A 20,258-nucleotide genomic window follows, 5' to 3' on the forward strand; every position below is an offset into this window, starting at 1 on the left:
GCGGAACTTGCCCGCGCCCTACACTGTGTTCGAACGGAGCCGTTTCGTAAGCAACAATCCGTGGGCTCAAGGGGGCCCCTTCGCTGAGGGGAGAACGTCATGGTCGCCATGCTGCTGCGCGGCCGCGATGCGCTGATCGACGACATCGTCTCGGCCCTCACGGCGACGGACATCCGGGCCGTCACGCTGCACGGCCCGTCGGGAGTCGGCAAGACCCGGCTCGCCGCCGAAGCGGCCCTGACACTGGATGCGCAGGCGTGGTCGACGCTCAGGCTCTCGGCGCGCACGAGCCTGTCGAATCTGCCGCTCGGCGGCCTTGCTCCGCTCTTCGCCGACCAGGGTTCGGGGTTCCTCGCCGTCTCCGGTGACCCGGTCGCCCTGCTCAACTTCACGACGGCCCGGCTGCGCTCCCTCGCGGGCACGGGCCGCATCCTGCTCGTGATCGACGACATCTCATCGATGGATGCCCTCTCGGTGTCGGTGGTCAGCCAGCTTCTCGATTCGGGTGCGGCCAAGCTGCTCGCGACCGTCGGCGAGGGCGCGCCGGTTCCGGATGCGCTGATGCAGATGTGGAGCTCATCGACGGCGCGTCGCGTCGACCTCGACCCGCTCACCGCCGACGACTGCGGGGCGATCATCGCCGACCTCGTGGGGGGCCCGGTGGCCAGACGCTCGGTCGAGTCGCTGACCCGAGCTTCGGGCGGCAACCCCCTGTTTCTGCGAGAACTCACGCGCGGGGCCGTGTCGGCCTCGAGCCTCGTCGAGGTCGGCGGCGTCTGGCAGCTGCTGGGTGAGGCCGTGGGAACCGACGCGTTGCAAGAGGTGATCAGTCGACGACTGGCGGGCATGACCGCGGGCCAGCGCGACGTCGTCGAACGACTGGCGGTCTGTGTCGTGCTGCCCGTGGCCGAGCTCACCGCATCCGATGCGCGCGACTCGCTGCGACGACTGGAGGCCGACGGACTGGTCGAGATCCGCGAGGAGCGCGGCACACTCGTGGCCACGCTCGCCCTGCCGCAATACGAGACCATCACGAAGGCCTCACTGTCGCTGCTGCGAGTCGAAGACATCCTGCTCGAACAGGCAGACATCGCCGAGCTCGCGGCGCGCGGCCCCGAAGACGCCCTTCGTGTGGCCGTCTGGAGACTCGGCGCCGGGCATCCGTCTGAACCCGAACTGCTCAACAACGGCGCGCTCCTCGCCCAGCTCACGCACGACCACGCGCAGGCGGCGAGACTCTCGCGCGCGGCCATCTCCGCGGGCTACCCTGGCGCGGCGCCCTATCTCGTGCTCGCCGACGCGCAGAGACGCATGGGCCAGGCAGAGCAGGCATTCAGCACGGCAGAGCGCGCCGCCGTGGTCGATGCATACACCCCGACGAGCGGACTTCTGACCGCGCAGATAGCCATGGCACGGGCGCTGATCCGGCACGATCGCCCGGGCGGCACGGACAAGGCGATACGTCTGCTTCAGCAGGCGGAGGAGGATCTGCCCGATCACGCCGACATGTTGACGCTGCGGCGGGCGATGATCCTCTTCACCATCGAGCGGGCGGGCGATGCCCTGGCCATCGTGGAACCGCATCTCGGTGCACCCGCGAGCAGTCCCGCAGCGCGGGTGCAGCTCGCGATGGCCGCGGCTATGCCGTTGGCTGCCGCGGGGCGCCTCAGCGACGCGGAGCGCGAGGTCGCCGTTATCCTCGCGGCCATTCCAGCCGGGCTCGACCGGGCGTTCGCTCTCTTCACCGCCGCATCGGCCACCCTGGTCGCGGGATCGGGAACTCTCGCTCACGAGTACGCGATCGCAGCGCTCTACGAGTCGATCCAGCACGACGACGAGATCTCCACTCGCTATGCCGAGCTGCTTCTCGGCCACGCACTTCTCGAGCTGGGGCAGATCGAGGCCGCCACCCGATGGATCCGCGACGCCGTGGGCGGAGCCGAGGCCCTGGGCCCGCGCAACCTCCTGCGGGTGAGCCGCGGAAGCCTCGCAGTGGCTCTTGTCTTCGCCGGCCAGCTCGACGAGGCGCAGACGATCGTCGATTCACTGATCGACAGCAGCAGTGAGGGCAATCTGCATTCCGGCATCGCCCGCGCCTTGCTCCAGGCGGCCAGGGGCAACGAGAAAGCGGGCATCCGCGCCCTCGAACGCATGGCTGACCACTACGAGGCGAGCGGCATCCTCTACCTGGCCGCATCGGTGCTGCACCACATGGCCCGCATCGGCGGAGCGGACACGGCCGCTCCGCGCCTCGAGGCCATCGCGGCCCGCGGCGACAGCACACTGTTCCACATGCGCGCCCGCTATGCGCGCGCGCTCGCCGACGCCTCGCCCGATGCTCTGGCCGAGGCCGGCGAGGGCTGGCACTCGATCGGCGCCGAGTTCTTCGCCGCCGAGGCGTTCGCCCAGGCCGGCGCCGTTGCCCGATCCCGCGGCAACACCCAGGCCGCAATCGCTCTGTTCCGCAGGGCCACCACACTCGCAGAGTCCTGCATCGGCGCACAGACCCCGATCCTCCGACTCGCTCTCGTCGAAGACGTGCTCACGAAGCGCGAACGCGAGATCGTAGAACTCGCGTCGAGCGGAATGACGAGCCAGGAGATCGCGACGACCCTGTTTCTCTCGGCTCGCACCGTCGACAACCACCTGCAGTCGAGCTACGGCAAACTCGGAATCTCCGGCCGGCGCGAGTTGATGCGCAGGGCCGAGGTCTAGGGCTGGTCGGCCGCCGTCACGATCGCCGATCTGAACGACTCCGCGGCATCCGTCAGTCGTGAGGCCGCAGCTGCCGTGACTCCGGCATCGACGAGCGACGCCGCCAGGTGAGCAATCAGGGCGTCGAAGGCATCGGTCGTGACGCCGAGTCCCGCGTGGGCTCGACGCATCGACCGACCTGTGAACACGTGGGGCCCGTCGAGCACTGCCCCGAGAAAGGCCGCCTGGTGTGCCCGCAACCGCGCGAGGTCGAAGCCCTCGAACAGGGGCGCCAGCAGCGGGTCGCGAAGCACCCGGCGATAGAAGACCACCACGACCACCCTGAGGGTCTCGTGGCCGCCGATCTGCTCGTACATCGTCATCATGTGTCAAGAATCGTGAACACCGGGGCAGTCGGCCTGAGTAATGACTACCTGATTTGTGCCGCTGTACCGCGCCGGGCGCTGCGAGATATGCTCAGCGAGCATACGACCCGCACTCAGGTCGCCGCCGAGGGGGCAGACAGATGGATGACGCGACGCGCGACGCCGACATCAGCTCAGTTCTCGGCGTGGCCGCCTGGCCGCTCGTGGCCCGCGGACCGGTCGTCGACCGCATCGTGTCGACGCTGTCGAGTGCGAGCACGCTCGCGGTCGTTCTGCACGGCGAAGCAGGAATCGGCAAGAGCCGCATCGCAGCAGCAGCAGCCGATGCCTTGCAGCAAAACGGCTGGTCGACCCTCAGGCTCTCCGCTCGAACGAGCCTCTCGGCCCTTCCTCTCGGGGGTCTCGCTCCGCTGTTCGCGAGCGAGCGGCCCGACCTCGGCCGACTGGCCAGCGACCCGCTCGCGCTACTGACCTTCGCGAGTGATCGCATCCGCTCGCTCGCACCGGAGCGGCAGGTGCTGCTCGTCGTCGACGACCTGCCGCTGCTCGACGCACTGTCTCTTCACCTCGTGGCCCAGCTGGTGCAGACGGGCATCGTGCGGCTTCTCGCCACGATTCCCGAGGGGTCACCGGTGCCCGACCCGATTCTCGCGCTGTGGACCGAAAGCTCTGCGCTGCGCATCGACATCGCCCCGCTCGATCGCGACGAGAGCGCGCGGGTACTCGAGGCGGCGCTCGGCGCCTCGGTGGCCGGGCGCACTGCGGAGACCCTGCACCGGGCCTCGAGCGGCAACCCCCTCTTTCTTCGCGAGCTCAGCCTGGGCGCGATCCTCGGCGGTTCACTGCAAGCCGTCGAAGGCGTCTGGCAACTCGTCGGCCCGCTCTCGGGGACTCCGGCCCTGCGCGACGTGATGGTGGCGCGACTTCAGGCACTCACACCGGCAGAGCTCGACCTCATCGAGCGCCTCGCGCTCTGCTCTCGTCTGCCCATGGCCCAGCTTCGCCAGCCGAATTCGCGCCAGACCGTTCGACGTCTCGAATCCGCCGGGCTCGTGTCGCTCTCGGAGTCGAACGGCGTCGTTGTGGCCGCGTTGGCTCAGCCGCACTACGCCTCGGTCGTGCGCTCAGGCATGTCGTTGCTGCGGGTCGAAGACGTGCTGCTCGAGCAGGCAGACATCGCCTCCGAGGGAGAGCTCACGACCGACGAGGCGTTTCGAGTCGCGGTGTGGCGACTGGATGCCGGCAGGCCGTCGAATCCAGATCTCCTGGCGTCGAGCGCCCGGCTCGCGCAGCTCACGCACGATCACGCCCAGGCTGCCCGGCTCGCTCGAGCCGCGATAGCCGCCGGAGCCGCGGGAGCGGACATCCATATTCTTCTGGCCGACTCGCTGCGGCGCCGAGGCGAGGAGCAGCCGTCGGCCCTGGCCGTCGATGAAGCGGATCGGCGCAATGACGCCGAACCGACCGCAGAACCCGTCGCTGCGCAGATCGCCGCGACTCGAGCACTGCTGCTGCACGACCAGCCCGGAGGCCTTGACGCCGCGAACAGCGTGCTCGACGAGGCCCTCGCGCGCTATCCCGACCAGTCGGAATCGATCACCCTGCTGCGGTCGATGATGCTCTTCACCCGCGAAGAGTCGGGCAGCGCGCTCGACGCGATCGAATCCCTGCTGACGCCGGGCCGCGTCGACACGAAGAGCCAGCCCGAGCGCGCCGCGGTCGTCGCCCTGGCAGCAGCCCCGGCGCTGGCCGCTGCGGGCCGGTACAGCGAGTCAGAGGAGTGGGTCGCTGTTCTGCGCGACGCGCTGCCGAGCACAGGAGACCGGGCCTTCGTGCTGTTCACGACCGCGATCACCGCGTTCACTGGCGGATCGCTTGATACGGCCCGGCAGCGTTCCCTCGACACGCTGAGCGAGGCCATTCAGTTCGACGACGAGGTGTCCACTCGCTGGGCCGAGTTGCTGCTCGGCCAGGTGACGCTCGAGATCGGAGCCGTCGACACGGCGTCTCGCTGGATCCGCGATGCCATCAGCGGTGCTCAGCTCACCGGCCCGCGAGTGTTGCTCGGCGCATCACTCGCCACTCTGGCGGCCGCCCACGCGCAGGCCGGCCGCTTCGATGAGGCCGACGCGACGCTGGCCGGGCTGAGCGACGACGAGCAGATGGGGCGCTACTACCGCAGCCTTGCCCGCGGCCTGGTGGCGTCGGGAAGGGGCGACGCCGACGGTGCTGTCGGCCTGCTGTCGCGTGCGGCATCCGATTATGAGGAGGCGGGCGAACTGCACCACGCCTCCGGTCTGTTCTTCGCCGCGGCGCGCATCGCCGGCGCCGGCATGACGAACCCGCCCGCCGCCGCCGAGCACCTCGCCGCGGCGCTCGAGGCGATCGCCGCTCGAGGCGATTCGCCGCTGTTCGCGGCGCGCGCATCCCACGCCCGTGCACTGGTGGAGCGCGATGCAGATGAGCTGATGCGCGCATCCGCAGCCTGGGAGGTTCTCGGCGGCGATCTGTTCGCAGCCGAGGCCGCCGCAGCGGCCGGTGCCATCGCACGGGCGGCGGGCGAGGTGCAGGTCTCGATGGGCTATCTGCAGCGCGCACAGGAGTTCGCAGCCCGATGCGCGGGCGCGGCGTCGGCGATTCTCGAGGTCTCGGTCGCAGCCCCCGATGTGCTCACGAAGCGAGAGCGCCAGATCGCCGATCTTGCAGGTTCTGGGCTGTCGAGCCAAGAGATCGCGTCGGCCCTCTTCCTCTCTGTGCGCACGGTCGACAACCACCTGCAGTCGAGCTACGGCAAACTCGGCGTGGCCGGCCGCAAGGAGCTGATGAAGCTGCTGGGCTCTCGCAGCTGAGCTCTCAGCCGGCACCCACGGCCGTGTCCGATTTCCGCTAGCGAGGGGTGGCGGGATGCGGCAGGGTTGAGTCATGGATTTCGGCGAGCGGTACCGTGTGATCGAGTCGCGCGACGCGCGTTTCGACGGTCGCTTCGTCACCGCGGTTCGCTCCACGGGAATCTACTGTCGGCCGAGCTGCCCGGCGCGCACTCCGAAGCAGGCGAACGTCACCTTCTATCCCACGAGCGCGGCCGCCCATCTCGCCGGTTACCGCGCGTGCAAGCGCTGCCTACCGGAGGCGACGCCCGGCAGCCCGGAGTGGAATCTGCGTGAGGACGTCGCCGCGCGTGCCATGCGGCTCATCGCCGACGGCGTGGTCGAGCGCGATGGTGTCGATGGGCTGTCTCGCCGAGTCGGCTACTCGGCCCGGCAACTGAATCGCATCCTCGTGGCCGAGCTCGGTGCCGGTCCCATCGCGCTCGCCCGTGCCCATCGCGCGCAGAATGCCCGCACCCTCATCACGGGAACCACCATGCCCATGGCCGACGTGGCGTTCGCCGCCGGCTTCACCAGCATCCGCCAGTTCAACGACACGGTCGCAGAGGTGTTCGATCTCACGCCTTCCGCTCTGCGGTCACGGTCTCGCACGGCGTCGATGTCAGGGGCATCGGATGCGGCCGGCTCGATCCGTCTCGCGCTGCCCTATCGGGAGCCGCTCGACATCGACGGGCTCTTCGGCTGGTTCGCGCCGCGCGCGGTGCCCGGCATGGAGGCAGTGGGTCCGCGCCGTTACGCGCGCACTGTGCGGCTTCCGCACGGCGCCGCCTACGTCGACTTGAGCGCACCGGAGCGCACCGGAGGGCGCCCCCGCATCGATGCGGTCGCCCGCTTCGAGAACCTGGCAGATCTGCCGGCGTTGCTCAGCCGCGTGCGGCGGCTGCTCGATCTCGACGCAGATCCGCTCGCCGTCGACGCCGTTCTCACAGGCGACGAGCGCCTCTCGTCCGAGGTCGCGCAGGTACCCGGCATCCGTGTGCCTGGCACGCTCGACGCGGGCGAGATGCTGATCCGAGCACTTCTCGGGCAGCAGGTCACCGTGTCATCGGCACGCACGCAGTTGACGCGACTGGTCGACGCCCTGGGAGAGGAAGTGCCGCTCTCGATCGTCGGCGAAGACGCGGCCGACACCCGCCGCCGCCTCTTTCCGACTCCCACGGCGATCGCCGAGCGCGCACACGAGATCCTCCGCGGCCCCGCCGCTCGCACCGACACAGTGCGCCGCGTAGCCGAGGCGCTCGCCGACGGCTCGCTCACGATCGATCTCTCCGACACCCGCGACGACGTGACTGCCCGACTGACCGCGATCCGCGGCATCGGGCCGTGGACGGCCGACTATGTGGTGATGCGTGCTCTCGGGCATCCCGATGTGTTTGTGCGTCGCGATGTCGCCATCCGGTCGGGCGCACGCACGCTCGGCTTTGCCGACGGCGACAAAGCACTCGCTGCCGAGGCCGCCGCTTTCGCGCCCTGGCGCAGCTATCTCTCGATGCATCTCTGGCGGGCGGCCGCTCGCACCTCTCCCCCTACCCCTAAGGAACACGCATGACCGCGACAGCTCTTATCCACACCATCGATACGCCCGATGGGCCGTTCACGATCCTCGAAGACGACGAGGGGCGCGTACTCTCGTCGGGCTGGACGGAATCAGATGAGGCCGTGTTCGCACGGCTGGCCCCTCGCAACCGGCCGACCGCTCTGGCGGGGCGATCCCAGAACACGCAGGCGGTCGACGCCTTCTACTCGGGCGATATCCACGCCATCGACGACGTGCCCGTTCGCCAGTTCGGAACGCCTCTGCAGACGATCTCGTGGGCAGAGCTGCGGCGCATCGCTCCGGGGCAGCCGATCACCTACACGGAGCTCGCCGCCAGAAGCGGCAACGCCCGAGCCGTGCGCGCGGCCGCGAGCGCGTGCGCCCGCAACGCTCCCGCGCTCTTCGTGCCGTGCCACCGCGTGATCAACACGGCCGGCGGACTCGCCGGGTTCGCCTGGGGCATCCCGGTGAAGCGCGCGCTGCTTGCCCGCGAAGCGGCCGCGGCGTCACTCTGAGCGCGCCACCACCAGCAAGACACTGTGCGGGCGAGAAGAGGCGTGGGCACTCGACGCCCAGGCCCAAGTTGCAGCTAAGCCTGCCAGCCACCACCATGCGGGTTCCAGATGCCAGTCATCGTTGTTCCATCCAAAATTGGTCCGATCAAGCGGTTAGTGAGGTCTTCGGCTTCTTGCCACGTCAGGTGCAGTCCGGCGGCCTTTCTTGCGGCGGTAGAGTACCCCTTCTGGATCGCCGGCGATGCTGTTACTAGGGTGAACGGTGTCAGTTTGCGCTCAAGTATCTGGACCTTCAGTGCTTCTCGTAACAGCTTCGCGTCACAGCTCAGGTGTTGCGCGATCAGTGCGAGGTCGACGAGATCTTTTGCACGAGAAGACCGTCCGTCTGGCCCACCGTGATGACTCTCCATCATGGCGGCGACCTTGTCGGCGATTTGCTGTTCGATTGCAATCATGACGCATTCCGGGGTAGGCACACTTCGGGCAAGTGGGACTCGAAAAACTGGGGACGCTCTCACGGTCGCGAGACCCGCACGATCGTGCACGGCCAGGTCGACTTTGACTATTTGCCCAAGTCCTGCTGCCTCAAATGTCAGCGACACCATCGTGATATTTGGCTGATCGTTACTGATCTGACGCCGCTGCTGTTTTAGCAGCGTGAATCGCAGTCGGTCTCCGATATCAATGTCGACGAGTCTTTCTAGCTGAGTTACAGCCGACGCGATGTCGGATATCGACGTCTCGAGATCGACATCGACTGTCGCACGGGCACGAGGAATGAATGCAAGCATCCGCGTGCCGCCTTTGAGAATAAAGGGGGAGTCCATGCTTGAAAAGACCCGCGCAAGGAACCGGTCGAACAGTTGCAGGTTTAGAAGGTCTTGTTTCGGGACACCACGGTCAACGGATGCTTTGCCGCTGGCCGCCCTGATAGCCGTCCACGTCGCCGCCGGAGTTGCATATTCATCCGGCTTAGCCATCTGACGGCTCGCCAGCCTTGTCATCTGAGCTCGCCACGGGCGGCTCCGGCATAGTTGTGTGCGGAATCGACTTCAGCATCGATGCCCGAAGTTCGTTCAGATCAGCCAACGTAGAGAGCTTCACCCGAGAGAACGCGTTACGAGGGAGCTCTACTCGAGGCAATCGCGGGATGGTGACTCTAATCGGCGCAAGAGGAAGCACTGCCTTGGCATTCTCATTCACACTCTCCCGCAGCGACGCCACAGTGGCGGCAATCTGCGCGGCGCTTTTTTCGTTCATTTGCGCAATGAGCTCGCGTAGCTGATCGGTCGCGACCGAGCCGACCAGCTCCTGAAGGTTGGTGTGGGTAAGCAGATCGCTTAGCCGCTCTTCATCGACTCGAGTCATGGCTCGGAGATGGCTATAGAGTTCGACGCCGGTTTGGTATCCGAGACGCTTGGCGTGTGGGGTCAGGAGCGATACAAGCCGATCCGTGTCCAGGTCCGCATCCGCGCGCTCCCCGTCCCGCAATGCATCAGCCACGACTGATAGGTCAGCCCCCGGCTCATTGAAAAGGTCCGCGATAGTGCGCTCTCTGGTCGTGACAGGAAGCCCCTCGAGCACCATGACGTCTTCAGCAGGGAGATGGCGTGTGCTGTATCGAACATCATCGTGCCTCGTCTGCCTGCGACTTCTCGTATAGAGCAGAACTTGAGACGGATAGAGATCTCCGAGTTGATGCGCCCAAGCAGCAGCGGAACCACCGACGACCACATCCGGAGAGTTAAGGCGCTCCCACGCTGGCACATCGGGCGCAGTGGCTATCCATGCCGCCCGGATGTCATCGAGCCTTGTAGCGGGAGCACCCGGCAGGCGGTACACGCCAGGGCGAAGACGTTCAAGGGCACCAGATTCCTCTCGTCTCCGAAGAGTACTGCGCGCGACCCCATTCGCCATCGCCTGCGCGGCGGTCAGCAAGCCCCACTGACTACCAGCCAGACTCGCTAGAGCGCCCTCTGTACTATGCGACATTCTTCAATAGTAAGCGAAAATGCAACAAAATAAGTAGCTGAGGACAAATATATGCCCGAGTGAGGACATCCTCACTCTGAGCGAGCCACCACCAGCTCACGAAACGGCCGCACGCGCGCGATGAGTTCGTCCACGTCGCCCGGGTCGACCCCTACATCGGTCAGCGCGAAGTCGAGGTGGTCGATCATGGCATCGAATGCCTCCCCCGTGATCGTGAGTCCCTCGTGTGCGTCCTCCAGCGATCTGCCGGCGAACACGTCGGGCCCGCCCATCGCGACCGTCAGGAAGGCGGCCTGGTGCGCGCGCAGTCGGGCAAGATCGATGCCCGCGAAGTACGGTGCCAGCAGCGGGTCGGCGATGACCCGCGTATAGAAGACGGCCACCGCGACCTTGAGCGTCTCGTGCCCGCCCAGCCGCTCGTACATGCTCGTGGTCATTCGCTCGCCTTCGCTTCGGTGGTTCGTGCGGGGATGCCGGGATGCCGGCCTGCCCGGCGCAGAAGTCGTCGGCTGCGACGCGCATCGCGCCGGCCGTTCGAGTTGCGCGTGGTGAAGTCGCGCGCATCCGAGTCGGTGAGGGCGACCAGCACGAGGATGTCGAGGGAGAGACCGAGCAAACCGCCGTTCTCGAGTGTGAACGAGGTGCCGTCGACGAAGAAGTCGGCGGCCGAGCCCAGAACCAGGATCGTGGCGAGGACCAGTGCCACGAAGCGTGCCCGATTGCTGCCTCGGAAGATGAACCGGGCCACCGCCAGGTCGATCACCACGGCGATGCCGAACAAGATCATCAGGGCGATGAGGAGGGCGCTCGACAAAGCTTCCGCGTCGGCACCCGTGCCGACATCGAGCGAGATGTCGACCTTCTTCCAGTCGACGGCGATACTCACCGCTGTCACGATCGTCGTCACCGTGCGCAGCAGAATGAGCAGCACGCCGAGGTAGATCGAGATGGGCCGCTTCACGACGTCAACTGCCTCAGGTCGATCTGGGGAAGGTCGCCATCCGTCGCAATGGCATCGCCGCCGCCATTGACCGCGTGGTACCCGGTCGAGAAATTGCGGATGACGGTCACGATCGCGGCCGGATTCGCCGCCGTGACGGTCGACACGATGTGGTCGCGTTCCACATCGGTGTCTGCGTCGATCTTGTGCGTGACCTGCAGCGTGAACAGAGACAACCCGACGCTTCGGTCGTAGGTTCCGGCCGCGAGCCACTGGGTGGGGATTCCGCCCGGAAGCAGCCATCCCTCTGGCGCCTTCCAGAATCGCACGTGATGCCTCTGCGCCGGGTTGCCGGCGACCTCCTGCTGGTAGGTGAAGTCCTGGATGTTGCCGAACAGATAGAGGGGGCTCACCGGCGCATCGGAGTAGCTGCGCCGCATGATCGTCGACATCACGATGCGCCATGCCGACGTGAGGCTCACCTCGTCGGCGCGGGTCCAGCCGGCCGCCTCCATCGCCGCATGCACCTGCTCTTCGCTTCCGAAGAGCGACAGATTCACCGGGTCGCCAAGCAGCCCCTCGCGGGTGCGGGCGCGGCCGATGAAGTAGTCGGGCACGTAGATCACCGTGAGCAGGGTGTGGATGCGCGGCAACAGCAGGTAGGCCAGCACCATCCAGAAGATCAGAATGAACCAGAGGTTCTGCCAGCCGCGCGTGAAGGACTCGGTGACGAGCAGGTAGCCGAGCCACCCGGTGGCCACCGTGCCGAACACGAAGAAGACCCGGTCGAAGAGCCGCACGATTCCGAGGCGCTGGCGCGCGGCATCCGGATGCGCGTCGCGCTCGTCGGCTCTGAGTTGGTCGAGCGGCGTCTCGTTGAGCGGCGTCGACATGGCTAGGCCGATTTAGCCGCGACCGAAGCGGCGGGCGGCGCAAGCTGCAGCAGTGCGCCGCGGGTGCGGCAGGTCGCGGCCGCCACCGCCATGGCGCGTTCGAGAACGGCCTGCCACTCGTCGCCGGTCTCGGGCAGTCCGCCCTGCGCGCGGGCCTCCACGAGACTGGCCGCGACGCTCGCCAGCGTGGCGTCGCCGGCGCCCATCGTGTCGATCACGGGCTCCGACATCAGTGTGATGGGCTGCTGCACGAGAATTCCCGAGGCCGTGGCGATGGATGCGCCGTCGCTCCCCGCCGTTGACAGCACCGTCTGCGAGCCGGTCGAGATGAGACCTTCGGTGAGCATAAGCAGCGAGGCGTTGTAGAGCAGCGCGGCGTCTTCGTCGCCGACCTTCACAAGAAGGGCAGTTGCGGCAACGCGCTCGAAGTTGGCCACGAAGTCGTGCACGGAGTGCAGCATCCCCTCGCGCGGGTTCGGGTCGAACAACAGTCGGCTCTGCGGATCGGCGACCGCGCCCTCAAGCAGCGCAACCTGCTCGGCCGAGTCGAAGCGCAGACAGCTGACCACAACGAACGGGGCCGCATCGATGGCCTGCCGCACCCTGTCGTCGAACTCGATGAAGCGCTCGACCGAGGCCTCATTGAAGCTGTAGCGCGGTTCACCGTCGGTGCGGTCGGAGATCGCTCGGGCGGTGCCGCGGGGGCTCGGCGTGGCAATGAGGCGCACCCCGTACTCGGCCAGAAACTCGCGGATCTTGTCGCCGTCGGAGTCGTCACCCACCATCGCCACAAGGGTTGTCTCAACGCCGAGGCGAGCGAGGCCCACGGCAACATTGAGCGCGGCCCCGCCGACGAAATCCTCAGAGCCCTCCGGGGTGCGGAACTCGTCTATGAGCGCGTCGCCGATCACTACAACGGAACCCGTCGCATCCACCATTCTGCGCACCCTCACGTTCGACAAGCCTCAGGATGCACACTCTATTACTGGTGACTTCCCACGCGCACCCGAATAGGGTGGTGTGGATGCCTCGACTACTCGATCCGCCCGCCCGCCGCGAAGTCCGACTATGACCGCGGGCGTGACGATCGAGTTCTCGGGCCTCACCAAGACCTTCGGGGCGGTGCAGGCCGTCTCCGACCTCTCGTTCACCGTCGAGCCCGGCCGCGTCACCGGTTTTCTGGGGCCGAACGGCGCCGGAAAGACCACGACCCTGCGCATGCTCCTGGGTCTCGTGCGGCCGACATCCGGCACCGCGACCTTTGGCGGAACCGCCTACCGCGACCTGCCCTCGCCGCTCGCGACCGTGGGCTCCGCGCTCGAGGCAGCCAGTTTTCATCCGGGCCGCAGCGCCGCGAATCACCTGCTCACCTACACCCAGGCCGCGGGGCTCGACCGCGAGCGCGTGCAGCTCGTTCTTCATCGCGTAGGCCTCGGCGCCTACGGCGATCGACGTGTCGGCGGCTACTCGCTGGGCATGCGCCAGCGGCTCGGACTCGCGTTCGCGCTGCTCGGCGACCCCGGTGTACTGGTGCTCGACGAGCCCATCAACGGCCTCGACCCCGAGGGCATCAAGTGGATCCGTCTGCTGCTGCGCGAGCTCGCAGACGAGGGGCGCACGGTGCTCATCTCGTCGCATCTGCTCAGCGAGGTTCAGCAGAGCGTCGACGAGGTCGTCATCGTCTCGCACGGCAAACTGATTCACCGCGGCTCGCTCGCCAGCCTCGACCAGAGCGAACAGAAGCAGGTGATCGTGGATGCGACGGATCGCGCAGCCCTGGCCGCGGCAGTCGAGGCGGCCGGCTACACCGTGAGCCCCCTGCGGGGCGGCGTTCTCGTAGAGAACGCAGAGGCCGCAGACGTGGGGCGCATCGCGTTCGCCGCGGGAATCGCGGTGACGGCGCTGTCGCAGAAACGTGTGGGCCTCGAAGAGAGCTTTCTGCACCTCGTCGGAGAGGAGGGGGCGCTGTGAGTCGTTTCGGCGGAGCCCTCCGTTCAGAGGTCACCAAGATCACCTCCACCCGCATGTGGTGGATCCTTGCGATCATCATGGTCGCCTACATCGCCGTGTGCGCCGGCGGAGCTGCGGCGCTCTTCGGGGCGCTCGGCGACTCCACGAACGGTCCGTCGATCTCCGGGGAGAGCCTGGCACCGCTCATCTACAGCTTCGGCCCCACGCTCGGCTACGTGTTCGCGGTGCTGCTGGGCGCGCTGGCCACGACGAACGAGTTCCGTCACCAGACACTGACCCCCACCTTTCTCGCCACGCCGCGGCGGGGCCGAGTACTCGTGGCGAAGCTGGTCGCGCTCACCGGCGCGGGCGCCCTCTACGGAGTGCTGGCCATGATCGCGGCGGTCGGCGCGGGCGCGGGGCTGCTCCTCGCATTCGGCATCGACCCGCAGCTGGGCGACCCCGACACCTGGGCGCTGGTGGGGCGCTCCGTTCTGGCGATGGCGCTGTGGTCGGCCATCGGAGTCGGTCTCGGCGTGCTCGTTCCGAGCCAGGTGGCCGCGATCGTGATCGTGTTGGCCTTCACCCAGTTCGTCGAGCCCATCCTGCGACTCGCCTCGTCGATCGCGGAGTGGACCGCGCAGATCGGCCAATTCCTTCCGGGCGCCGCGAGCGATGCCCTGGTCGGAGCCAGCTTCTTCTCCCTCGCCGCCGGCGCGGGTGGCGGAGGCACGATGCTCGAGTGGTGGCAGGGCGGCCTCGTGCTGCTCGGCATCGCTGTGCTCGTGAGCGTTCTCGGCTGGTTCACGAGCTGGCGCCGCGACGTCACCTGACCCGGCACGTCAGCTGCGTCGTTCGCTGATCTCCTTACCGTCGATGAGACGCTCTGTGTTCCACTCGAGAGCGGCCCTCATTCCCTTCGACGCCTCCGCGGGAGCAGGAATTGCCTCGAGCGCGGCAATGAACTGTCGAACGGTACCCATTACCAGCTTCTCTGCGTCACTGCGGGCTATCGCCCCCCAGCCGTCGACCTCTGCAACCAGACGGTCGAGGCTCATCCGCCGGTGGTCGAACTGTCCGTCGATCGAGAAGGCCATGTTCCATTCGATGCGCCCCTCCTGGTAGAGGTTCGGAACTGCGTCATAGACGTCGGTGACGGTATCGACACCGTCGAGATGAAGAATCCCATAGTTCTTCGCGTGGCCATCATTGTCCCCAACGAGGACCCGGTACGTCAGTTGACGGATCCAGGTGTGCAGGGCCGCAGGATCGCTGAGCGTTGCGTACAACTCGGCGATTCTGCCCAACGATGGGCGAGCTCGGTCTGTCGGACGCTCCCTCGACTGGAACTTGCTGTCCGCATCGACCCAGTCGATCCCCAAGGCTTGCGAGGCGTCCTCCTGGTGAAGGAGCGAGACTGTGCCGTTGTCGATCGTGCGGTCGAATCGCTCGATGGCAAGGTATTTCAGGGGTCCTGCGTTGTGGATGGCGCTATCGAACGACGAGAGGCCCATATGTCGAGCGAGCTGGTGGCTGTAGAACTCGTCATAGAGCTTTGATGGCTTGGTCGAGAGTTGCGGCTTGAGAATGTGTGTGGAATGCGCACGCCCGTGAGGCTGCAGCCACGTCTTTCCGTCGAGTTGCGCCAGAAGCACTTTCGGTTGGAAACCTTGGATCATCGATCGACTATCGTCCTGAGTCCCCAGGTCGGATTCGGTCACCGCTTTTCGGAGCAGTCGCCCGAGTTGGGTTTCGGTCAGCTCGTCGTATTTGGGCGAATACTTCGGATCTTCATCCGGCGCCTGGAAGATCAAGGCGCCCGCCATAGAACCACCGAACTCTCGGAGCAGGCCGAACAGATCGTCCTTCGCTATACCCCGATCGTCGGCAAGCGCCTGTCGCTGATTGCCCTCCGGCGCGTAGCCGCCCAGAAAGTTGGACGCCAGCTTCGTGGGAGGACTTGTACCGGGAAGCAAAGCGAAACTCTCGCTGAGACGCACTGGCCCGGCGACGAGATCGTCATTCCAGGCAAGCGTCACGTGATGAGGTGCGCGAGCACTCGACCGTGCGGCGGTGCCGATGCGTCGTCCATGCAGCAAAACGTCGAGAGCCTGCTCAACCATCGTTGCGCTTGCCCGTGAGGTCGTAGGTCACGCTGACTGTGATCCCCAACCGGTGAAGCGCTCGAAACAGCCTGGTGGTGAAGAGATTGGGTCGCCCCGATTCAAGCTCGCGTAGATAGTTGCGCGAGAATCCGAGAGAGGTGGCCAGATCATCCTGACGGATACCCTTCGCTTCTCGTGTCGCCTTGACGATGGCTCCGATGTCAGAGATCTTGCGGACTTGTACTTCAGGCATGCGCTCGTCTTTCTGCTTGGATATACGAGCATCATTCGATGCATGAATATTCTAGCATCGTCAAATGCCTGAAAATCCGTGCATCACTTACCTTGCCTCATTCGAGAGACGCGCGCAGGATGGAAGGTGAGATAAAGGAGTTCTTCATGAGCAGCCTGCCAGACCCTCTGTTGGAGCCCGACCCCGATGCTGAGCGCGAGGTCGATCTCGAGGTCGATGAGCTCGACGTGCCCAACACGATAGACCCCGACGAACGCATCGAACTCGACGATGACGACCCCGAAGTGGTCGAGGGAGACGGACCGCGCCCCTGAGACGAGCCGGATCGTCGTTCTTTCGCACTACGAGGAATGATTTCGTCACACTGACGTGTTTGCCAGAGAGTCGCTCTAGCCTCGACAGACATCTCATCGAACGAAAGAAGCATCGTCGTGCAGCTCTTCTCCCCCGTCTCGCTCGGCTCTCTGAACCTCGACAACCGCGTCGTGATGGCGCCGCTCACTCGCCTCAGGGCTGAAGAAGGCGGAGTTCCCGGCGAGCTCATCGCCCTGCACTACGCACAGCGGGCCACCGCCGGACTCGTGACCACCGAGGGAACGTTCACGTCGGCCGGCGCGCAGGCATACCCGGGCCAGCCCGGCATCGAGACTGAGGAACAGGCCGAGGGATGGGGCCGCGTCGTCGCCGCTGTGCACGATGAGGACGGTCTGATCGTGATGCAGCTGATGCACGCTGGCCGCGTCACGCATCCGCTCATCAACAGCGGACTCACCATCTACGCCCCCAGCGCGACCGCAATCGAGGGCGAGGTGCGCACGCCCGACGGCGCGTTCCCCTACCCCGTTCCGACCGCCGCGACCGAAGACGACATCGTGCGCATCATCGAGGAGCATGTCGCCGCGGCTCGCCGCGCAGTCGAGGCCGGATTCGACGGTGTCGAGGTGCACTCGGCCAACGGGTACCTGCTGCACCAGTTCCTCTCGCCCACAAGCAACACGCGAACGGATGCCTACGGCGGCTCCCCGGAGAACCGCGCCCGTTTCGGCGCCCAGGTCATCGCCGCCGTCGCCCGAGAAATCGGCGCAGACCGGGTGGGCGTGCGCATCTCACCCGAGCGCAACATCCAGGACGTCTTCGAGAACGATGCCGACGAGACCCGCCTCACCTACGAGGCACTGGTCGATGCGATCGCGCCGCTCGGCCTCGCGTACCTCAGCGTGCTGCACCCTTCTCCCGCCTCGTCGCTGGTGCAAGACCTGCGCGCACGGTTTGGTGGCGCCGTCATTCTGAACAATGGATTCACAACGCCGACCACCCGCGAGGAAGCGCGCAGCCTGGTGAACGACGGACTCGCCGACGCGGTGGTCGTCGGCCGCGCCCTGCTCGCAAACCCCGATCTGGTGCGCCGCTGGCGCGACGATGCCGAGCTCAACGAGCCCGACCCGAAGACGTTCTACGCGTCGGGAGCTCAGGGCTACACGGACTACCCGACCCTGTAGCCTGCTCGTCTAGTCTGTGGCGATCTGTTTGGCCGGGTCTTCGGTGGCGGGAGGCAGTCGCAGCGCACGCAACAGCTCTAGCGCGTGCGTCGTGGTGATGATCACGCGCATAAACTCCGAGCCATCGCCATCGATGTCGATGACCACCGAGGTGCGCGTGCCCTTGATGAGGAGAAAGTCTTTGCCGTCGTGCACCTTCCAGGTGCCGACGGCCAGCGTCAGCGGAATCGCCGAGCCCGGCGCCCGGATGCCGCGCACCCACACCCACGGGTCTTCGGTGATGACGGCCGAGCGGATGCGCTCGAGCGGAATATCGATGTTCGTGCGGCGCAACGACAGAATCTTCTCGGACCGGGTCAGGCGTATCTCGAGTCGATCGGTATGCACGAACAGAACAGCCATACGTCTATCCTGCCCGCGATAGCTGACGATATGTGCAATTCACCGGTCGCTGCTCGTTACGATCTGAGTACGACCGGTGGTCGACCGCCACCTCAGCCGACCGCCACTTCAGCCGATCGCGACCACGCTCACGGCGATCAGAGGCAGCACCGAGGCCGGCGTGCCCGCGGGTGCCTGCTGCAGCAGATGCTCCAGCACCGCAGCGTGCACCCGCTCGCACACGGCGCGCGATGCGTCGGCGTCGGCGATGCCGATTCGGATGCGCACGGTCGGCTCGCCGACGTGCGCCGCGACATCCCGCGCAAGATCGGCGACAACCGTCGGCAGGCCCAGGATCTCGGGCAGTTGCGGGTAGACGCTCGTGACCCCGGGAACAGCCCGCACGACCTCATCGATGCTCGAGGCCGAAGCGTTCATCTGGTCGCTCACAGCACGTCTCCCTCGTTCGAAACCGAACCGTCACCGGGCTCGTCGGGCTGGTCGTCGCTCACCTGCGCGAAGTACACGTCGTGCACGGTGATGTCGATGCTCGCGATGGTGAGCTCCGTGTGCTTGAGCAGCGCGGAGTAGATCGCCTCTCGCGCACGGTCGACGGTCTCGCCTATGCGCTCGCCCCAGAAGACGGATGCGTCGATCGATACCGTGATCGGGGTGCCGGGCACGGTGACGTCGCCGTCGAGGCGGCAGCGGCCGATGATGAGTCCGCCCGCGCGGTCGCCAGCGGCCCGGATCAGTCCGCGCACCGCTCCCTCGGTCACCGAGAGGGTCGCTCGAGGCGAGGGCGGCAGCAGCGGGATATCGCGCCCGGCTCGCGCCTCACGGCCGATGCTCTCGAGGATGCCGCCCAGCCAGTCGTCATTGCGCGGGGCCTCAGCCGCGGCATCCACCTCGACGAGCGACTTCGAGATCTGCCGCAGCCGCTCGAGAGAGTTGAGCGCGATGCGGCACCCCGCAGAACCCTCGATCGATGGATCGAGCGGGGTGCGTCCGCGATCGAGGTAGTCGCTGAGTTCGTCGATCGTGTGGCCGTCGAGATCGTCGTATTCGTTGTCGAAATCGGTCATCGCCAGGCCTCCATTTCGGTCATGAGATTGCGTCGAGCGCGCGAGAGCAGCCCGCGCACGGTGCTGGCGGGAATGCCCATCTGCTCGGCGATCTCGTCGTAGCTGTGTTCGCCGACCTCGCGCAGCACCCAGCAGCGCTGCTGATCGAGGGGCAGGGTGGCCAGCGCCTGCGACACCGCCTCGTGCAGCGAGGTCGCCTCGCTGACAGCGTGGGGCGAGAGTCTGTCGGGCTGGGCGGCGTCGACATCGTCGACGTCGACGTGGTTCTTGCGTGCGCGGATGCGGTCGATGCTCTTGTGGCTGGCGATGCGCATAAGCCAGCTCTTGACCACCGAGCCGTCGTTGAGCGAGGGAAGATCGCGCCATGCCGTGATCAGGGTTTCTTGCACGACGTCGTCGACCTCGTTGTTCGAGCCCAGGATGCGGCGGGCGTAGGCCCGCAGCAGCGGCCCGTATCGCCGAGCCAACACCTCGAACGCGCGGGTGTCGCCGTCTGCAGCGCGGCCCGCCAGGATGCGGTCGTCGGCGTCTTCGAGGGAGAAGCGATACGGAGCTGCGCTCACCGAACTCCCCCTGTTCCCTCGTCTTCGAAAAAAGTTCTGTGCGATCTGTGACGAACTGCCGGCCGGATACGACCTATCAACGAGACTATTCCACACCGAAAAAGGAGACATCCCCATGGCCAACACGACCCCCACCAGTGTAAGCACCCCGACCAACGTGCAGACCGCCCTCGGCAAGACGGTGATCAACGACGGCGTCGTCGCCAAGGTGGCAGGCATCGCCGCCCGTGAGGTCGCCGGAGTCTTCGCTCTCGGAGGCGGCGCAGCCCGCGCCCTCGGTGCGATCCGAGGCGCGATGAACAGCACCGACCTCTCGCAGGGAATCAGCGTCGAGGTCGGCGAGACCCAGGTCGCCGTCGACGTGACCATCGTCGCCGAGTACCCCGCGCCGCTGCAGCAGGTGGCAGACGGCGTTCGCGCATCCATCATCTCTGCGGTCGAGACGCTCGTGGGCATGGAGGTCACCGAGGTCAATGTGAACATCGTCGATGTGCACATCGCCTCCGACGACGACACGAACGACGAGGCCGAAGCCCGCGTTCAGTAGTCTTGGCCGGTGTCACGCCGAACCCGCCAA

Annotated in this window: 22 protein-coding genes and 1 pseudogene; 9 read left to right on the forward strand and 14 right to left on the reverse strand. The window is 66.5% G+C overall.

Translation table 11 applies throughout. The annotated features are described in order from the left end of the window. Positions 1 to 99: 99 nt before the first annotated feature. Positions 100 to 2,715, forward strand: coding sequence for a helix-turn-helix transcriptional regulator (locus TZ00_RS20490; RefSeq protein WP_044440690.1), 2,616 nt, complete (start codon positions 100 to 102; stop codon positions 2,713 to 2,715). Here TZ00_RS20490 and TZ00_RS07845 read toward each other — a convergent pair. Next, complete coding sequence (locus TZ00_RS07845; RefSeq protein WP_044440691.1) at positions 2,712 to 3,080, reverse strand: group I truncated hemoglobin; 369 nt, start codon at positions 3,078 to 3,080, stop codon at positions 2,712 to 2,714. The genes TZ00_RS20490 and TZ00_RS07845 overlap by 4 nt on opposite strands. 140 nt (positions 3,081 to 3,220) lie before the next feature. On the opposite strand from TZ00_RS07845, the gene TZ00_RS07850 reads away from it, so the two are divergent. From TZ00_RS07850 to TZ00_RS07860, 3 genes are all read left to right on the forward strand, one after another. Beyond that, entirely contained in the window at positions 3,221 to 5,929 is a 2,709-nt protein-coding gene (locus tag TZ00_RS07850) for a helix-turn-helix transcriptional regulator (protein WP_044440692.1), read from the forward strand. 73 nt (positions 5,930 to 6,002) lie between these two features. Further along, complete coding sequence (locus TZ00_RS07855) at positions 6,003 to 7,517, forward strand: DNA-3-methyladenine glycosylase 2 family protein (protein ID WP_044440693.1); 1,515 nt, start codon at positions 6,003 to 6,005, stop codon at positions 7,515 to 7,517. Then, positions 7,514 to 8,020, forward strand: coding sequence for a methylated-DNA--[protein]-cysteine S-methyltransferase (locus tag TZ00_RS07860; RefSeq protein WP_044440694.1), 507 nt, complete (start codon positions 7,514 to 7,516; stop codon positions 8,018 to 8,020). Before TZ00_RS07855 ends, TZ00_RS07860 begins: the two co-directional genes overlap by 4 nt. A 74-nt stretch (positions 8,021 to 8,094) precedes the next feature. Here TZ00_RS07860 and TZ00_RS07865 read toward each other — a convergent pair whose 3' ends face one another. The 7 genes and pseudogenes from TZ00_RS07865 to TZ00_RS07890 all read right to left on the reverse strand — a co-directional run bounded on the left by TZ00_RS07865 (position 8,095) and on the right by TZ00_RS07890 (position 12,798). Continuing rightward, on the reverse strand, positions 8,095 to 9,000 hold the full coding sequence (locus TZ00_RS07865; RefSeq protein WP_044440695.1) for a nucleotidyl transferase AbiEii/AbiGii toxin family protein: 906 nt from the start codon (positions 8,998 to 9,000) through the stop codon (positions 8,095 to 8,097). Next, positions 8,993 to 9,523 (reverse strand): hypothetical protein, encoded by a 531-nt coding sequence (locus TZ00_RS20355; RefSeq protein WP_238579619.1) that lies wholly within the window; start codon positions 9,521 to 9,523, stop codon positions 8,993 to 8,995. Before TZ00_RS20355 ends, TZ00_RS07865 begins: the two co-directional genes overlap by 8 nt. Before the next feature lie 336 nt (positions 9,524 to 9,859). Next, positions 9,860 to 10,012 (reverse strand): annotated as a pseudogene (locus TZ00_RS20595) (type IV toxin-antitoxin system AbiEi family antitoxin domain-containing protein); the annotation flags it as partial. Between the two features lie 71 nt (positions 10,013 to 10,083). Further along, entirely contained in the window at positions 10,084 to 10,449 is a 366-nt protein-coding gene (locus TZ00_RS07875) for a group I truncated hemoglobin (RefSeq protein ID WP_044440697.1), read from the reverse strand. After that, entirely contained in the window at positions 10,446 to 10,973 is a 528-nt protein-coding gene (locus tag TZ00_RS07880) for a hypothetical protein (RefSeq protein WP_044440698.1), read from the reverse strand. Before TZ00_RS07880 ends, TZ00_RS07875 begins: the two co-directional genes overlap by 4 nt. Then, positions 10,970 to 11,845 (reverse strand): LssY C-terminal domain-containing protein, encoded by an 876-nt coding sequence (locus tag TZ00_RS07885; protein WP_084605987.1) that lies wholly within the window; start codon positions 11,843 to 11,845, stop codon positions 10,970 to 10,972. The genes TZ00_RS07880 and TZ00_RS07885 overlap by 4 nt, the downstream gene beginning before the upstream one ends. A 2-nt stretch (positions 11,846 to 11,847) precedes the next feature. After that, positions 11,848 to 12,798 carry a PfkB family carbohydrate kinase gene (locus TZ00_RS07890; protein WP_238579620.1) on the reverse strand — a complete coding sequence of 317 codons (951 nt, stop codon included), beginning with the start codon at positions 12,796 to 12,798 and terminating at the stop codon, positions 11,848 to 11,850. Between the two features lie 115 nt (positions 12,799 to 12,913). Between TZ00_RS07890 and TZ00_RS07895 the strand changes: the two genes are divergently transcribed. Further along, positions 12,914 to 13,816 (forward strand): ABC transporter ATP-binding protein, encoded by a 903-nt coding sequence (locus tag TZ00_RS07895; RefSeq protein WP_044440700.1) that lies wholly within the window; start codon positions 12,914 to 12,916, stop codon positions 13,814 to 13,816. Further along, a complete protein-coding gene (locus tag TZ00_RS07900) occupies positions 13,813 to 14,628 on the forward strand; it encodes an ABC transporter permease (protein WP_238579621.1) in 816 nt (271 codons plus the stop codon). Before TZ00_RS07895 ends, TZ00_RS07900 begins: the two co-directional genes overlap by 4 nt. Before the next feature lie 9 nt (positions 14,629 to 14,637). On the opposite strand, the gene TZ00_RS07905 is transcribed toward TZ00_RS07900, so the two are convergent. Together TZ00_RS07905 and TZ00_RS07910 are read right to left on the reverse strand one after the other, a co-directional pair. Next, positions 14,638 to 15,918: a type II toxin-antitoxin system HipA family toxin gene (locus TZ00_RS07905; protein ID WP_044440701.1), complete on the reverse strand. Its 1,281-nt coding sequence runs from the start codon at positions 15,916 to 15,918 to the stop codon at positions 14,638 to 14,640. Further along, on the reverse strand, positions 15,911 to 16,153 hold the full coding sequence (locus TZ00_RS07910) for a helix-turn-helix domain-containing protein (protein WP_044440702.1): 243 nt from the start codon (positions 16,151 to 16,153) through the stop codon (positions 15,911 to 15,913). Before TZ00_RS07910 ends, TZ00_RS07905 begins: the two co-directional genes overlap by 8 nt. A 146-nt stretch (positions 16,154 to 16,299) precedes the next feature. Here TZ00_RS07910 and TZ00_RS19940 point away from each other — a divergent pair, with 146 nt between their 5' ends. Then, the gene (locus TZ00_RS19940; protein ID WP_161793749.1) at positions 16,300 to 16,467 is read left to right on the forward strand and encodes a hypothetical protein; all 168 of its coding nucleotides are present in this window, start codon (positions 16,300 to 16,302) and stop codon (positions 16,465 to 16,467) included. 117 nt (positions 16,468 to 16,584) lie between these two features. After that, the gene (locus tag TZ00_RS07920; RefSeq protein WP_044440704.1) at positions 16,585 to 17,652 is read left to right on the forward strand and encodes an alkene reductase; all 1,068 of its coding nucleotides are present in this window, start codon (positions 16,585 to 16,587) and stop codon (positions 17,650 to 17,652) included. A gap of 9 nt (positions 17,653 to 17,661) precedes the next feature. Here the strand turns inward: TZ00_RS07920 and TZ00_RS07925 are convergent, their stop codons facing one another. From TZ00_RS07925 to TZ00_RS07940, 4 genes are all read right to left on the reverse strand, one after another. Next, the gene (locus tag TZ00_RS07925) at positions 17,662 to 18,054 is read right to left on the reverse strand and encodes a hypothetical protein (protein ID WP_044440705.1); all 393 of its coding nucleotides are present in this window, start codon (positions 18,052 to 18,054) and stop codon (positions 17,662 to 17,664) included. 108 nt (positions 18,055 to 18,162) lie between these two features. After that, positions 18,163 to 18,483 carry a hypothetical protein gene (locus TZ00_RS07930; protein ID WP_044440706.1) on the reverse strand — a complete coding sequence of 107 codons (321 nt, stop codon included), beginning with the start codon at positions 18,481 to 18,483 and terminating at the stop codon, positions 18,163 to 18,165. Continuing rightward, positions 18,480 to 19,118, reverse strand: coding sequence for a hypothetical protein (locus TZ00_RS07935; RefSeq protein WP_044440707.1), 639 nt, complete (start codon positions 19,116 to 19,118; stop codon positions 18,480 to 18,482). Before TZ00_RS07935 ends, TZ00_RS07930 begins: the two co-directional genes overlap by 4 nt. Then, entirely contained in the window at positions 19,115 to 19,681 is a 567-nt protein-coding gene (locus TZ00_RS07940; protein WP_044440708.1) for an RNA polymerase sigma factor, read from the reverse strand. Before TZ00_RS07940 ends, TZ00_RS07935 begins: the two co-directional genes overlap by 4 nt. Before the next feature lie 115 nt (positions 19,682 to 19,796). Here TZ00_RS07940 and TZ00_RS07945 point away from each other — a divergent pair, with 115 nt between their 5' ends. Then, positions 19,797 to 20,228 (forward strand): Asp23/Gls24 family envelope stress response protein, encoded by a 432-nt coding sequence (locus TZ00_RS07945; protein ID WP_044440709.1) that lies wholly within the window; start codon positions 19,797 to 19,799, stop codon positions 20,226 to 20,228. Positions 20,229 to 20,258: the final 30 nt, after the last annotated feature.

This window comes from Agreia bicolorata, assembly GCF_000938265.1.
Classification (GTDB): Bacteria; Actinomycetota; Actinomycetes; order Actinomycetales; family Microbacteriaceae; genus Agreia; species Agreia bicolorata.